This is a genomic window from Actinomadura sp. NPDC023710, from assembly GCF_040639875.1.
In the GTDB taxonomy this organism is placed as follows: Bacteria; Actinomycetota; Actinomycetes; order Streptosporangiales; family Streptosporangiaceae; genus Spirillospora; species Spirillospora citrea.
This window is the reverse complement of sequence record NZ_JBFAGB010000007.1, coordinates 51,660-66,631: the sequence shown is the minus strand read 5'-3', so window position 1 is coordinate 66,631 and position 14,972 is coordinate 51,660. Positions and strand designations below refer to the sequence as shown.

At 74.5% G+C, this 14,972-nt stretch carries 10 protein-coding genes; 3 read left to right on the top strand and 7 right to left on the bottom strand.

Going from position 1 to position 14,972, the window contains the following annotated elements; translation table 11 throughout:
• Nucleotides 1–21: 21 nt before the first annotated feature.
• The 4 genes from AB0H37_RS10320 to AB0H37_RS10305 all read right to left on the bottom strand — a co-directional run bounded on the left by AB0H37_RS10320 (nucleotide 22) and on the right by AB0H37_RS10305 (nucleotide 6,374).
• The gene (locus tag AB0H37_RS10320) at nucleotides 22–1,464 is read right to left on the bottom strand and encodes a DUF5719 family protein (protein ID WP_360612194.1); all 1,443 of its coding nucleotides are present in this window, start codon (nucleotides 1,462–1,464) and stop codon (nucleotides 22–24) included.
• Nucleotides 1,464–4,754: a glycosyltransferase family 2 protein gene (locus AB0H37_RS10315; RefSeq protein ID WP_360612193.1), complete on the bottom strand. Its 3,291-nt coding sequence runs from the start codon at nucleotides 4,752–4,754 to the stop codon at nucleotides 1,464–1,466. Before AB0H37_RS10315 ends, AB0H37_RS10320 begins: the two co-directional genes overlap by 1 nt.
• A 180-nt stretch (nucleotides 4,755–4,934) precedes the next feature.
• Nucleotides 4,935–5,198 (bottom strand): WhiB family transcriptional regulator, encoded by a 264-nt coding sequence (locus tag AB0H37_RS10310; RefSeq protein WP_021594342.1) that lies wholly within the window; start codon nucleotides 5,196–5,198, stop codon nucleotides 4,935–4,937.
• Between the two features lie 237 nt (nucleotides 5,199–5,435).
• Nucleotides 5,436–6,374 (bottom strand): hypothetical protein, encoded by a 939-nt coding sequence (locus AB0H37_RS10305; RefSeq protein ID WP_360612192.1) that lies wholly within the window; start codon nucleotides 6,372–6,374, stop codon nucleotides 5,436–5,438.
• 117 nt (nucleotides 6,375–6,491) lie between these two features.
• On the opposite strand from AB0H37_RS10305, the gene cofD reads away from it, so the two are divergent.
• The 3 genes from cofD to AB0H37_RS10290 all read left to right on the top strand — a co-directional run bounded on the left by cofD (nucleotide 6,492) and on the right by AB0H37_RS10290 (nucleotide 11,475).
• Complete coding sequence (gene cofD / locus AB0H37_RS10300; RefSeq protein ID WP_179837474.1) at nucleotides 6,492–7,445, top strand: 2-phospho-L-lactate transferase; 954 nt, start codon at nucleotides 6,492–6,494, stop codon at nucleotides 7,443–7,445.
• An 80-nt stretch (nucleotides 7,446–7,525) separates the two neighbouring features.
• Nucleotides 7,526–8,782, top strand: coding sequence for a coenzyme F420-0:L-glutamate ligase (locus tag AB0H37_RS10295; RefSeq protein ID WP_360612288.1), 1,257 nt, complete (start codon nucleotides 7,526–7,528; stop codon nucleotides 8,780–8,782).
• Nucleotides 8,783–8,910: 128 nt separating this feature from the next.
• Nucleotides 8,911–11,475 carry a bifunctional FO biosynthesis protein CofGH gene (locus tag AB0H37_RS10290; protein ID WP_360612191.1) on the top strand — a complete coding sequence of 855 codons (2,565 nt, stop codon included), beginning with the start codon at nucleotides 8,911–8,913 and terminating at the stop codon, nucleotides 11,473–11,475.
• Nucleotides 11,476–11,502: 27 nt separating this feature from the next.
• Here the strand turns inward: AB0H37_RS10290 and AB0H37_RS10285 are convergent, their stop codons facing one another.
• The 3 genes from AB0H37_RS10285 to AB0H37_RS10275 form a co-directional block, all read right to left on the bottom strand.
• Nucleotides 11,503–12,447, bottom strand: a complete 945-nt coding sequence (locus tag AB0H37_RS10285; RefSeq protein ID WP_360612190.1) for a LysR family transcriptional regulator — start codon at nucleotides 12,445–12,447, stop codon at nucleotides 11,503–11,505.
• Nucleotides 12,448–12,734: 287 nt separating this feature from the next.
• Nucleotides 12,735–13,670 carry a DNA-3-methyladenine glycosylase 2 family protein gene (locus tag AB0H37_RS10280; RefSeq protein WP_329085716.1) on the bottom strand — a complete coding sequence of 312 codons (936 nt, stop codon included), beginning with the start codon at nucleotides 13,668–13,670 and terminating at the stop codon, nucleotides 12,735–12,737.
• A 211-nt stretch (nucleotides 13,671–13,881) separates the two neighbouring features.
• The gene (locus AB0H37_RS10275; protein WP_360612189.1) at nucleotides 13,882–14,949 is read right to left on the bottom strand and encodes an NDP-sugar synthase; all 1,068 of its coding nucleotides are present in this window, start codon (nucleotides 14,947–14,949) and stop codon (nucleotides 13,882–13,884) included.
• Nucleotides 14,950–14,972 lie beyond the last annotated feature (23 nt).

The window sequence follows — 14,972 nt, the reverse complement described above, 5'->3', positions numbered from 1 at the left end:
CGGCCGTCCCGGGCTTCCGGATCAGTTCGGGGTCAGGGCCGTCTGGGAGTCGGCGGTGGCCGGGAGGCGCAGGGTCGTGGGGGCCGGGACGATCGGCAGGACGGTGAACAGGTAGCCGCCGCCCTTGCCGGCGGCGAGGAGGCGGGACGCGTAGACGGGCGCCGAGCCGGGTCTCGGCATGATCACCGCGCCGAAGGAGGCGTCCGCACCGGTGCCGGGCGCGGCGAGTTCGGTCTCGACGGTCCGTCCGGCGGGGATCTCGACCTGCCGGGGGGCACCGGCGCCCTGTGCGTTCATGGTGGTGACCTGGACGCTCGCCGCCCCGGACGGGGCGGTCAGGGAGAGGGACGAGTCGAACCGGTTGTCGGCGACGACGCCGGGGCCGGACGCGCCGAGGGGCGGCGTGGCGGCCCCGTAGGCGACGTCGGCGCCCCGGTCGGCGGCGAAGCCCGCCAGGATGGGCCGGTCGGCCACGAGCCGGACGGCGGCGGCCCTGCCGGACAGGGCGCCGTCGAGGGGCACGGAGGTCACGGTCTTGCCGGGGGCGTCCAGGACGTCCTGGCCCTGCGGGGCGAACGCGCCGTCAGCGGCGATCACCTGGACCCTGATCCGGGCGTCGGCCTCGCCGGGGACCGCGACCAGCAGGCGGCGCCCGCCGGAACCGCCCGGCACGCCGGGGACGAGGGCGGAGGCCGCGGGCGCGGCCGACTGCGGCAGCCACTCGATGCCCTTCTTCTCGCCGATCCGGACGCGCAGGGACGCGGCGACGCGGCCGCTGGTGGTGCGCACGCGCAGGGCGAGGTCGGCGGCGGTCTTGACGATGTCGCCGAGCCCTTCGGGCGACCCGCCGATCTTCACGACGCGGGTGGTGTAGGGCTCGACGGGCGTGCCGCGCCCCTCGGTGGTGTCGAGGGGGCCCTCGCCGGACAGGGCGGAGACGTCGACGGACGCGGGCTGCGCGTCGACGTTGGTCAGGTAGAGGTCGAGCTCGTCGGCGGCGACCGGCCCGGGGCCCAGGAACCACAGGTCGGTGCCGGGAGCGGCGCAGCGGACGCCGGCGAGGCCGCGGTCGTCGCCGCCGTCCTCGTGGGTGGTCTGCTCCGCCTCCAGCCCGCCGGCGATGGGACCGGTGGCGCGCAGGGTGTAGGAGTCCTCTCCGGACTTGGTGTCCTTGCCCCAGCCCTGGCCGGGCGACGTCATGGACCCCAGCGGCGATCCGCCCTTCGTCGGCGCCATGTCGACGCGCCCGCCGCCCTTCTTCCGGCCGAGGGTCTGGACGGCGAGGCGGCCTCCCTCGTGTCCCGGGCAGACCGTCACGGCGTGCGTGACCGGCGCCTCGCGGCCCCTCTCGGACGCCTCGCCCGGACGGGAGAACGTCGCGGCGCCGTACAGGGCGGCGACGGCGACGAGCATGAGGGCGGCGGTGGCGTAGCGCATGCCGAGGAGGCGCAGGACCTTGTCCATCAGGACACCTCCTCCGTGCTGGGCTCCTCCGCGGGTTCCGGTGGCTCCGACGGCTCTGCGGGCGCGGCGGGCGGCAGCGCACGCTGGACGCGGGCACGGGGCGCGCGGCGCCGTCCTCGCCGTCCGCGGCGGCGTTCCCGCTCTCTGGCGAGCATGAGGGTGTCGGTCTGCGCGCCCGGCAGCGCCAGGACGGCCACCAGCAGGACGGCGATCCCCTGGACGACGACCCAGATGTGCCGCATCGTCATCGACCGGGTCAGTTCGAACTCTCCTCCGGCGGTGGGGATGTCGTATCCCTGCGCCCAGCCGTCCACGGTCCGCGCCTTGACGTCGTCGCCGTTCAGCGTGGCCCGCCAGCCACCGTCGGCCGGTTCTGCCAGGAGAAGCGTGCGTTGGCCTGTGCCCGGCGGGATCTGCACGCGGGCGTTGACGCGCCCGGCGGACAGAGGCGTGACCGTTGAACCTTGCAGAAGCATCATCCGGGCGGACGTCGCCTGGAGCCGCCACACGGCGAACGTGCCCGTGCGGCTGAGACGCGTCAGTTCGGGCGAGGCGTCCAGGACCTTGGTGAGCGGGTCGTTCACGGGGTGCGGCACCAGCAGGTACTGGACGCCCATCCGCGTCAGCGCGGGCCCGTCGTCGCCCTCCCGGCCGGCGGACAGGCCGGCGACGAGGTCGTCCATCCGGTCGTGGGCCCGGCCCTCGACGGCGACCTCCGACTCCCCCAGGTGGGGCCGTGCGCCCCTGAGAACCGTGTAGGAGACCCGTCCGGTCGGCTCCCGGTGCAGGACGAGCGTCCTGACTCCGCCGGTGCCCTGGACGAACTGGGGAACCGTGTCGGGGTCGAGCCTGCCGAGCGGGCCGCCCGCGCCGCCGGCCACCCAGAGCGCGGCCGCGAGGACGGGGGCCGTGAGCGCGGCGGCGAGCACGACCGCACCGCCCGCCTTGTAGATCAGGTGCTGGCCCGCCAGGGCCTCGGTGGCGCGCTGGACGGCGGCGGTGGCGGCGAGCAGGACGCCGGCCCCGGCGAACAGCAGCGCCACACCGGGCCACACCGGCGCCTCGTCCGCCCCCTTGGTGACGGTGGCGGCGCTGGTCAGCACCGCGACGAGCAGCCCGAAGACCGCCAGCAGCCAGCCGGCGAGCACGTGGCCCCGGCGGCTGCGGAGCGGCAGCGCGCAGACGGCGACCGCGAGCAGCCCCGCGAGCGCCCACCGCGCGGGCGTGCCCGGCCCTCCCGGGTCGAGCGCCAGCAGGTCGGCCGGGGCGGCGGGCACGAACCGCCGGTGCAGGCCCGCCTCGGTCAGGAAGCGGGACGGGTGGAACAGCAGGCCGGCGGTCCACGGGAGCGTCAGCAGCGGCGGGACGCCTAGCGCGATGGCCAGGCCGCGCAGGCCCTGCCGCCCCGGCCGGTCCAGCAGCGCCCGCACCATCCCGGCGGCCAGCAGGGCGATCGGCCAGATCAGCGGGACGAAGGACATCGTGACGGCGAGCAGCAGCGCGACCGTCCAGGCGGCCCGTCCCGTGCGCTTGCGGCGCGTCCGGGCGTCCAGCCCGGCGGCCTCCGACCGGGGGAAGCCGTAGAGGCGGGCGGCGTGCACGGCGATCAGCGGTAGCAGGACGAGGACGAGGCAGGTCCCGATCCGCCCGCCCGCGACGGCGCCGGTCGCGGCGGGCAGCAGCGCGTACACGGCGGCGAACCAGGCGCGGACGGTCGAGACCGGGACGCGGCGGCCGGACGCGCGGGCGCGCCGTCCCGTCCGCGGCGCCTCCACCACCAGCAGCCGCGAGGCGCGGTAGGCGGTGAGCCCGGCCAGCGGGACGCTGCCGAGCAGCAGGACCGCCACCGCCAGCCACGGCTTGCCGAACGCCGCGCTGGACAGCACCGCGAGGACCCCGACGTGCGGGGGGCTGCCGGCGTCGGTGCCGAGCCCCACCGGGTGCCAGCCGGACAGGTACTGCGCCCACAGGTCGCTCGCGCCGCCCCACGCGGGGACGAGCGCGCCGCCGCCGAGCCGCCCGGCGGCCGTCGCCAGGGAGCGTTCGGCGGCGACCGTGACGGCGGCGAGCCCGAGCACGACCATCACGCCGGGCCGGGCGAGGAACCGGCGGATCGGGCCGGGCTCGTCGGCCGTGAGGTCGTCGTCCCTGTCCTCGCGGTCGCGCTCGTGGGCGGCGAAGTACTCCGAGACCGCCTCGCCGGCCCGGCGCAGCACGACCCAGCGCGTCTGGAACCGCCGGACGCTGCGCCGCACGCGCGTGCGGCCCTCGGCGCGGGCGGCCCGCGCCCGCCGGAGCCGGCCGGGCGAGCGCAGCACGTCGCCGAGCGCGCGCAGCTCCTCGCGGGCCATGCCCGGCCGCTTGGTCGCCACCAGGACGAGGGCGTGCGCGAGCGACGCCCACACGTTGCGGACGAGGGCCCGCAGCATCGCTCCGAGCGGCTGGTTGGCGAGCAGGGTGAGCAGTGCGTTGCGACGATCGCGGCGGGCGGGGTGCTCGGCGGTCATGCCGATCTCGCGGAGCCCGCGCCGGGACGCCTCCGCGTGGTAGACGACGGCGTCGCTCGCGGTGACGACCCGGTGGCCGGCGGCGTGGACGCGCCAGCAGAAGTCCAGGTCGTCGCGGAAGAGGCCGTACTCGACGTCGAACCCGCCGAGGCGGTCCCACACGTCGCGGCGGACCAGCATGCCCGCGCTGCCGACCGACAGGACGTCCCGGACGCCGTCGTGCTGGCCCTGGTCGAACTCGCGCCGGTCCAGGCCGGTGTGGCGGCGCCCGGCGGAGTCGACGGTGACGCCGAGCTCGCGCAGGACGCGGCGGTCGTCCCAGTCGCGGACCTTGGGGCCGAGCACCGCCACGTTGGGGTCGGCGTCGGCCGTCCGCAGCAGCCGGTCGAGCGCGTCGCGGTCGGGCGCGCAGTCGTCGTGCAGCAGCCAGATCCACTCCGTGCGGGGCTTGCGGGACCCCTGGGCCTCGTCGGCGTGATGGGCGTGGTGGGCGGCGGCGGACTCGTCCTCCGGGACGGGCGCGGACGCGGCGTCCTGCCGCAGCGCCTCGGCGATGGCCTCGCCGTAGCCGGTGGTGCGGGGCAGCGTGAGGACCTCGTCCTCGCCGACGACCTCCGCGAGGACGGCGGGGCCGCGGTCGGTGCTGCCGGTGTCGACGGTCACGAGGCGCTGCACGGGGCGCGACTGCGTCAGCAGCGCCTTCAGCGCCTCCGGAAGCCACCGCGCGCCGTCGTGCGCGACGAGGACGGCGGTGACGACATGGCGATCGAGGGTGGGGGCCAAGGGTCGCTCGATCTGTGGGACGGACGGTGTCGGTGCCGGCCGACGGGCGGTGCGCGACGAGCACGCGGTGCCGGACGGACAGCAGCCGTGCCGGCCCTGGGGCCGGCACGGCTGATAACTGTACGCGTGGCCGCGCCGGGCACGCTCCGGATCCACCGATCCGGGGACGCGGCCCGCGGGTCAGACGGCCTGCCGCTTCAGCTTCCGGCGTTCCCGCTCGGAGAGCCCTCCCCAGATGCCGAACCGCTCATCGTGCTGCAGCGCGTACTCAAGGCACTCCGTACGCACCTCGCATGCCCGGCACACCTTCTTGGCCTCGCGAGTGGAGCCGCCCTTCTCCGGAAAAAACGCCTCCGGGTCCGTCTGCGCGCACAGGGCGCGCTCCTGCCAGCCCAACTCTTCGCCGTCTGTGCCGTGCGCCAGCGGGATGACCACCTCGCTCACAGCGCACCTCCCTGCCCGTGGAACCCCCTGGTCAATGCCCTCCCACGAGTTCCTTCCCCCGAGACGGCATTGAAACTACACCGACGAAATTACACGCGTGTAGTAGCCGCCCCGTCAAGCCGGAAGGCATTCCCGGGTGACATAGCGGGTTTTGCCGGGATGGGCATGCTGACCTTTGGATGAAGATCAGTTAATCGGGCGGTCACCACCGGAAGCGGCGGCTTCGCCGTGGGATTCTTACTGCGGGGGCGGGGGCCGGTTGTCCCGGTACCAGTCGCCGCCCTCCTGGTCGCCGCCCTGCGGCGGGGCGGGCTGGGTGCCCTGCGGGTCCTGGCCGGAGCCGCCGCTGCCGCCGTAGGCACGGGTCCACTCGCCCATGTCCTCCTGCTCGGCGGGCGGCTGCCCCTGCTGCGGGCCCGCCTGGTAGCCGCCCTGGCCGCCGTACTGCTGGTACTCCTGCGGCTGGCCGTACTGCTGCTGCTCGTAGCCAGGCTGGCCGGGCTGGCCGTACTGCTGCTGGCCGTACTGCTGCTGCTCGTACCCCGGCTGGGCGGGCTGCTGCCCTTCACCACCCTGCTGCCCGTACTGCTGGTACTGCTGGTACTGCTGCTGGCCGTACTGCTGGTCGTAACCCTGCTGGGCAGGCTGCTGGCCGTACTGCTGCTGGCCCGGCTGGCCCTGCTGGTAGCCGAAGTCGGGGTAGCCCCCCTGCTGCTGCATCTGCTGCTGCGGGCGGGGCGGCTGCATCCCCTTGAAGACCGTGAAGGCGAACCAGCCGCCGACGCCGACCACGGCCAGGTCGCCGGCGCCGATCAGGAAGGTCGTGAGCTTGGTCACCGCGCCCGCGTAGTCGGAGTTGGCGAGCATCCCGCTCAGCCACGAGATCACGCCGAACAGCCCGATGCCGCCGAGGACGCCGAGCGCCCCCATCGTGATCGTCCGCGCCTGCGGGGTCGGGGTGCCGCCCCAGGTCGTCAGCAGGATCGCCAGGGCGACGAGGCCGACCATCGCGACCTGCAGGAACGTCCCGTCGTTGGTCTGCCCGAGGGCGCGCAGCGTGAAGCTGCCCCCGCCGCCGAGGAGCGAGATGATGCCCGCGAGAAGGTGGACGCCCGCCGCGGCGAGCAAGACCCAGGCGGCCGGTTCGCGCAGGCGCTGGACGGCTTCCTTGTTCACGGTGGCATCTCCAGACTCGGGACCGGGCGTTCTCCGATAGCAGGCAAAGCTTTGCATAGTGTCGCCCGGAGCGGCGACCCCTCTGCTCTCCTCGGGGATCACCGTAGGGTTGAGGCCATGAAGATCGTGGCGTTGGCGGGCGGGATCGGCGGCGCCCGTTTCCTGCGCGGGCTCCTGGCGGCCGCCCCGGAGGCGGAGATCACCGTCATCGGCAACACCGGGGACGACATCTCCCTGTTCGGCCTGCGGGTCTGCCCTGACCTGGACACGGTGATGTACACGCTCGGCGGCGGCATCAACGAGGAGCAGGGCTGGGGGCGGGCGGAGGAGACCTTCACCGTCAAGGAGGAGCTGGCCGCCTACGGGGTGGGGCCGGACTGGTTCGGGCTCGGCGACCGCGATTTCGCGACGCACATCGTCCGGACGCAGATGCTGGCGGCCGGCTACCGGCTGTCCGCGGTGACCGAGGCGCTGTGCGACCGGTGGCAGCCGGGAGTGCGGCTGCTGCCGATGACCGACGACCAGGTCGAGACGCACGTGGTGGTCGAGGACGAGCAGGGGCGGCGCGCGATCCACTTCCAGGAGTGGTGGGTGCGGATGCGGGCCTCGGTCCCGGCGCTGTCGATCGCGGCGGTGGGCGCCGCGGAGTCCACGCCGGCGCCGGGCGTGCTGGCGGCGATCGAGGCGGCCGACGTGGTGCTGTTCCCGCCGTCCAACCCGGTGGTGAGCATCGGGACGATCCTGGCGGTGCCCGGCATACGGGACGCGGTCGCGACCAAGACCGTGGTGGGCGTGTCGCCCATCGTCGGCGGGGCGCCCGTGCGCGGGATGGCCGACGCGTGCCTGGCCGCGATCGGGGTGGAGACGTCGGCGCGCGCGGTCGCCGAGCACTACGGCCTCGGGCTGCTGGACGGGTGGCTCGTCGACGAGGCCGACGCGGGCGTGCGGGTGGAGGGCATCGACGTGCGCTCGCGCCCGCTGCTGATGCGCGACGCCGAGACGACCGCCGCGATCGCGCGCGCGGCCCTGGACCTGGCGGTGGAGCTGAAGCGGGCGGGGGTCGCCGAATGAGCGCGGGGTCGAGCGGAGCGGGCCGGGGGGTGCCGGGGGTCGTCCCCCCGCAGAGGTTCGAGGTCTTCGGCGTGCCGGGGATGCCTGAGGTCGGCGAGGGCGCCGACATCGCCGCGCTGATCCCGGACGGGACGGTCGAGGACGGCGACGTGCTCGTCGTCACCTCCAAGATCGTCAGCAAGGCGGAGGGGCGGGTCCTGGTCGCGGACGACCGGGAGAAGGCCATCGACGCCGAGACCGTGCGGGTGGTGGCGCGGCGGGCGCACGCGCGCGGCGAGACCCGGATCGTGGAGACGCGGCAGGGGCTGGTGCTGGCCGCCGCCGGCGTGGACGCGTCCAACACCCGGCCCGGGACGGTGCTGCTGCTGCCGGAGGACCCGGACGCCTCGGCCCGGCGCATCCGCGCCGGGGTGCGGGAGCGGACCGGCGCGGACGTCGCCGTGATCGTGTCGGACACGCTCGGGCGGCCCTGGCGCAACGGGCTGACGGACGCCGCGATCGGCGTCGCCGGGCTGGCCCCGCTCAGCGACCTGCGCGGGCGCGAGGACGCCTACGGCAACCGCCTGGACGCCACGATCACGGCGGTCGCCGACGAGATCGCGGCGGCCGGCGAACTGGTCAAGGGCAAGCTGGAGGGCGTGCCGGTCGCGATCGTGCGCGGGCTGTCCGGCCTGGTCACGCCGGAGGACGGGCCCGGCGCGCGGGCGCTGGTGCGTCCGCCCGAGGAGGACATGTTCCGGTTCGGGTCGGCGGACGTGCTGGGCGCGCGGCGCACGATCCGCGAGTTCACCGCCGAGCCGGTGGACCCGGCCGCGGTGCGGCGGGCGGTCGGCGCCGCGATCACCGCGCCGGCGCCGCACCACACCACGCCGTGGCGGTTCGTCCTGCTGGAGTCGGCGGAGTCGCGGACGCGGCTGCTGGACGCGATGCGCGACGCCTGGGAGGCCGACCTGCGCCGCGACGGCTTCTCCGCGGAGTCGATCGCCAAGCGGCTGCGGCGCGGCGAGGTGCTGCGCCGGGCCCCCTACCTCGTCGTCCCGTGCCTGGTCATGGAGGGATCGCACGACTATCCCGACGAGCGGCGGTCCCGCGCCGAGCGCGAGATGTTCGTGGTGGCGGCCGGGGCGGGCGTGGAGAACCTGCTGGTGGCGCTGGCCGTGGAGGGGCTCGGCTCGTGCTGGGTGTCGAGCACGATGTTCTGCCGGGACGTGGTCCGCGACGTCCTCGACCTGCCGGACGCGTGGGACCCGATGGGGGCCGTCGGGGTGGGCCACGCGGCCGCGCCCCCGCGCGAGCGCCCGTCGCGCGGGGCGGACGCCTTCATCGAGGTCAGATGAACGGATCAGGGACCGCGCGGGAATAGATGCGGGCAGGCCTCGGCTTCTACGGCCGGGGCCTTTCCTTCTGCCCGGTCTTTCGCACCCCGGCGCGGCACTGAATATGACGATTGGCATAGAGTGCCCGCATGGACGCCCCGAGCTCCGCTCTTCGCCGGGCCCTGGCCCGCGCGCGCGACGGCAAGACACTGGACCGATCCGAGGCCACCACACTGCTGCGGGCCCGCGGGGCGCAGCTCGACGACCTGCTCGCCTACGCGGCCCGCACCCGGGACGCCGGTCTGGAGGCCGCGGGCCGTCCCGGCGTCATCACCTACAGCCGCAAGGTCTTCATCCCGCTGACCCGGCTGTGCCGCGACCGCTGCGGGTACTGCACTTTCGCGACCGTCCCGCACCGGCTCGACTCGCCCTATCTCAGCCCCGACGAGGTGCTGGAGATCGCGCGGCGCGGCGCCGCGATGGGCTGCAAGGAGGCGCTGTTCACGCTCGGGGACCGTCCCGAGGACCGGTGGCGCCCGGCCCGCGAGTGGCTGGACGCGCACGGCTACGACGACACGCTCTCGTATGTGCGCGCGATGGCGATCCGGGTCCTGGAGGAGACCGGGCTGCTGCCGCACCTGAACCCCGGGGTGCTGACCTGGCGCGACTTCCAGCGGCTCAAGCCGGTCGCGCCGTCCATGGGGATGATGCTGGAGACGACCGCGACGCGGCTGTTCAGCGAGCGCGGCGGCCCCCACTTCGGGTCGCCGGACAAGGACCCCGCCGTACGGCTGCGGGTGCTGGAGGACGCCGGCCGGACGAACGTGCCGTTCACGACCGGCATCCTCATCGGGATCGGCGAGACGGTCGAGGAGCGCGCGGACGCGATCTTCGAGATCCGGCGGACGATGCGCGAGTACGGGGCGATCCAGGAGGTGATCGTCCAGAACTTCCGCGCCAAGCCCGACACCAGGATGCGCGACACCCCGGACGCCGAACTGGAGGAGCTGGCCGCGACGATCGCGGTGACGCGGCTGGTCCTCGGCCCGAAGGCGCGCGTGCAGGCGCCGCCGAACCTGGTCGCCGAGCAGTACGCGCTGATGCTGCGCGCCGGGATCGACGACTGGGGCGGGGTGTCGCCGCTGACGCCCGACCACGTGAACCCGGAGCGGCCGTGGCCGCAGATCGACGAGCTGGCCGCCGAGACCGCCGGGGCCGGGTTCGCACTGCGCGAGCGGCTCACGATCTACCCCGAGTACGTGCGGCGCGGCGAGCCGTGGCTGGACCCGCGCCTCACCGCGCACGTCGCCGCCCTGTCCGATCCCGCGACGGGGCTGGCGCGGGAGGACGCCGTCCTCGAAGGACGTCCCTGGCAGGAGCCCGACGGCGGGTTCGAGGCGTTCGGCCGGACCGACCTGCACACCGAGATCGACACGACGGGCCGCACGGCGGACCGGCGCGACGACTTCGACGAGGTGTACGGCGACTGGGACGCGCTGCGCGACCGCATGGCCGCGCCCCAGCGGTTCGACGCCGACGTCAAGGCCGCTCTGGCGCGCGCGGAACAGGACCCGGCGGGGCTGTCCGACGACGAGGCGCTGGCCCTCCTGCACGCCGACGGCCCGGAACTGGACGCGCTCGCCGCACTCGCGGACGGCCTGCGCCGCGACACCGTCGGCGACGACGTCACCTATGTCGTCACCCGGAACATCAACTTCACGAACGTCTGCTACACCGGCTGCCGGTTCTGCGCGTTCGCGCAGCGCCGCACGGACGCCGACGCCTACACGCTGTCGCTGGAGCAGGTCGGCGACCGCGTGGACGAGGCATGGGAGGCGGGCGCGACCGAGGTCTGCATGCAGGGCGGCATCCACCCGGACCTTCCCGGCACCGCGTACTTCGACCTCGCCCGCGAGGTGAAGCGCCGCGCGCCCGGCATCCACCTGCACTCCTACAGCCCGATGGAGGTCGTGAACGGCGCGTCCCGGACGGACCTGTCGATCCGGGAGTGGCTGGAGGCGGCGAAGGAGGCGGGCGTCGACTCCCTGCCCGGGACGGCCGCCGAGATCCTGGACGACGACGTGCGGTGGGTGCTGACCAAGGGGAAGCTCCCCACCGACCAGTGGGTCGAGGTCGTCACCACCGCGCACGAGATCGGGATCCCGACGACGTCCACGATGATGTACGGGCACGTGGACAACCCCGCGCACTGGGTCGCGCACATCAAGCTGCTGCGGTCCATCCAGGAGCGGACGGGCGGGTTCAGCGAGTTCGTGCTGCTGCCCTTCGTCCACCACAACTCGCCCATCTATCTCGCCGGGCTGGCGCGTCCGGGGCCGACCGCGCGGGAGAACGTCGCCGTCCACGCCCTGGCGCGCATCCTGCTGCACGGCGCGATCCCCAACATCCAGACTTCCTGGGTGAAGCTCGGGGACGAACTGTGCACGCGGGTCCTGCAGGGAGGGGTGAACGACCTCGGCGGGACACTCATGGAGGAGACCATCAGCCGGATGGCCGGCTCGGAGAACGGGTCGTTCAAGCCCATCAGCGAACTGGAGGCGATCGCAGCGCGCGCGGGCCGTCCCTCCAGGCAGCGCACCACCCTCTACGGCGACGTTCCCGCCGAGCGCCTGGAGGCGTCCCGCCGCACCGACGGCATCGGGCATTTCGGACGGCAGTCGCTCACCCTGACGCCGGTGACCCCTCCCGCGTGACCGGCGCCGCCGTCGCGGAGGGCCGGGTCAGGGCGCGCCGCGACGGCAGCTCGGGCGGCGCTCGACCAGCTGGTCCGCCGAGCGGCGCAGCTCCCGCAGGACGGCGTCGACCGACGGCCGCACCTCCGCGCCGACGCGGGTCCACATGACCATCCGGCGGTCCACGGGGGCGTCCGCGACGTCCCGCACGACGATGCCCTCCTCCCGCTCGACGAGCGCGAGGTCGGGCACCAGGCACACGGCGCCGCCCTGGGCGACCATCGCGAAGATGACCATCAGGTCGTTGGACCTGAAGCGGACGTCGGGCCGGAAGCCGCCCAGCTCCACGCACGTCCGTTCGAGCAGGTCGGCGTGGTTGGTGCCGACGTGCCCGGTGGCCCAGGAGCACCCGGCGAGGTCGGCCATCCGGACCGGGCCGCCCGGTTCGGCGAGCGGGTGGCCCTCCGGCATCCCGACCCGCATGATCTCGGTGACGAGGACCTCGGAGGTCAGCTCGGGCCTGCGCGGCCGCGGCAGGTGCGAGTACTCGTCCGTCAGCACGACGTCGATCTCCTGGAGCACCAGCGCCTGGAGCACCCGGTGGAACTCCTCGTCCAGCACGTCCACGACGAGGTCGGGATACGCCTCCGCCAGCCGCGGCAGCGCGGGCGCGAGGACGTGCAGCAGCGCCGTCTGGAAGCCGACGAGCCGCACCGCGCCCGCGACGCGCCCGCTGGCGGCGAGCGCCGCCTCCTCGGCCCGCTTCGCCCGCGCCAGCAGCGCCTCGGCGTGCTCGACGAGCACCTCGCCCGCCTCGGTCAGCCGCAGGCGCCGCCCGGCCCGCTCGACCACCGGCACGCCGATGTCCCGCTGCAGCTGCGCGAGTTGCTGCGACACCGCGGACGGCGTGTAGCCGAGGGCGTCGGCGACCGCCCCGAGCGTCCCGCGCAGCTTGAGCTCGCGCAGCACCCGCAAACGTCCGAGATCCAACATAGTGAAGCGATTCTTACACAATCCCTACAGAAAGCCTCGCTGGACCTGAACGTTGGACGGAGTCAAACTGTGAGTGCGACGGAAAGAGGCGGAGACCCCGGCTCCCCCGATCGCCCCGCGCGGGAACGCCGCCACTGCGATCCCAAGGAAGAAGATCATGCTGTACGTACTCGGCCTCATCATCGCCCTCGCCGTCCTCGGCCCCCTCTTCGGCGCCGACAGCCGGGACGGCCTCGACCGGACCCCGAACAACTTCTGGCTGCGCCGCCGCAGGGCGCAGGCCCCGGTCAGAAGGACCGGTAGTCCCGGACCGGCAAGCGGGGGCCACGCCTCGGCGGGTGCATCCCGGACGATTCCAGCAGCCGGGTGACCCGGTAGCGATGACCGGCGTAGGGCTCCAGCAGTTCCAGCATCCCGGCGTCGTCGACCTTGCGGCCCGCCAGCGCCCAGCCGACCAGGCCGGGCAGGTGGTAGTCGCCGACGGAGACGGCGTCGGGATCGCCCACCGCGCGCTGCCTGACCTCGGCGGCCGTCCACACGCCGATGCCCGGCAGCGACCGCAGCCGCGCCTCGGCCGGGTCCTCCTCCAGCCGCCGCGCGACCCGCGCCGCCCCGATGATCGTCCGGGCCCGGACGGCCTCCAGGCCGGACCGGTGCCACTCCCACGAGGGAATCCGGATCCAGACCTCCGGCGGCGGCGGGACCCGCAGGTGCGGGGCGCCGGGCGCGGGCTGCCCGAACCTGCGCAGCAGGTAGGCCCAGGCGCGCCACGCCTCCTGCCCCAGCACCTTCTGCTCCATCACCGCCGGCACGAGCGCCTCGAAGACCCGCCGCGTCCGTCCGATCCGCAGCCCCGGGCGCTTGAGCACCTGATCGCGGACCACGTCGTGCCGCGCGACGAACCCGTCCGGCTCGTCGGCCGCCCCCAGTAGTTCGGGCACCCCCTCCAGCAGCCATTCGGCGCCGGGCCCCCAGGCCGTGGCCTCGACGGCGTCCCCGGTCCACCCGACCCGCAGCGTGCCGGGCCCGTCAGGGGTGTGGGACGTCCGCCAGACGGAACCGTCCCGCTCGAACCGGCACGCCGGATCGCGCGACCCGCGCCGATGCGGCGAAAGCGCGTCGCGCAGATCCAGCGCCCACGGCGGCCGCCACTCCCGGACCCGGCCGGGGAGGCGCCCAGCGGTCGCCTCCCCGGCCGCCCCGGGCGGTTCAGCAACGCTCAACGAGCCGACTCTCCCTGCTTGACATGCCCCGCCGGACCCGCCGAGGTCTCCCCGTACGCCGGCGCCTCGACGGTCTCGGCCACCAGTCTGCCACCGCCCCGCAGTTGGCTCCCCGTCCGGGGGCAAAGCATAAATGTCGCCATAAATCCGCTGGTCAGCACCCGGGGGACCATGCGCCTGCCCGCGCGAGGCGGTCTTCCGCTGTCGCGCCTCAGTCGTCGGCGGAGAAGCGGACGGCGGTCGGCGGCAGTTTGATTCCGGGCCAGACACGGACGCCGCAGCGCAGCTCGTTGCCGGGACCCACCACCGCGCCGTCGCCCAGGACGACGCCGTCGAGGAAAGCGCCGGGACCGACCCGGGCGCCCCGGCTGAGGACCGAGTCGCGGACGGTGGCGCCCTCGGCGACGAACGAGTCCTCCAGCAGGACGCTGCCGATCACGGTGGCGCCCGCCTCGACCACGGCGCCGCGGCCGACGGTGGTGCCGCCGCGCACGACCGCGCCCGGCGCGACCCGCGCGCCCGCGAGGGCGAGGCGCTCGCCCGGCTCGCCGGGCATGGCGGGCGAGGCCAGGGCGCCGAGGACGAGGTCGCGCGACCCCCGGACGAAGGCCTCGGGAGTGCCGACGTCCAGCCAGTAGCCCGACTCGACGTAGCCCATGACCACCGCACCGGAGGAGATGAGCGAGGGGAACGTCTCGCGCTCGACGGAGACCACCTCGTGCTCGGGGATCGCGTCGATGGCCGAGCGGCGGAAGACGTAGCAGCCCGCGTTGATCTGGTTCGTCACCGGATGGGGCGTCTTCTCCAGGAACGCCGTGACACGGCCGTCGTCGGCCGTGGGGACGCATCCGAAGCGGGACGGGTCGTCGACCTCGGTGAGATGCAGCGTCACCTCGGCCGCGGCCGCCTCGTGCAGCTTCACCTGGGCACGGACGTCGTGGCCCGACAGGATGTCGCCGTTCAGGATCAGGACCGGGTCGTCCGGGCCGCAGGAGAGGGCGCGCGCGGCGTTGCGGATGGCGCCGCCGGTGCCGAGCGGCTCGTCCTCGCTGACGTAGGCGAGGTCGACGCCGTAGGCGCGGTCGCCGAAGGCGGCCTCGAACATCTCGGCGCGGTAGGACGTGGCGAACACGATGCGCTCGACGCCCGAGGCGTGCGCGCGGGCCAGCTGGTGCGCGAGGAACGCGACCCCGGCGGTGGGGAGCAGGGGTTTCGGGGTGGAGATCGTCAGGGGGCGCAGGCGGGTGCCTTGACCTCCCACCAGGAGGATCGCTTCCACTCGGTTCCTTTCTCCACGCGCGG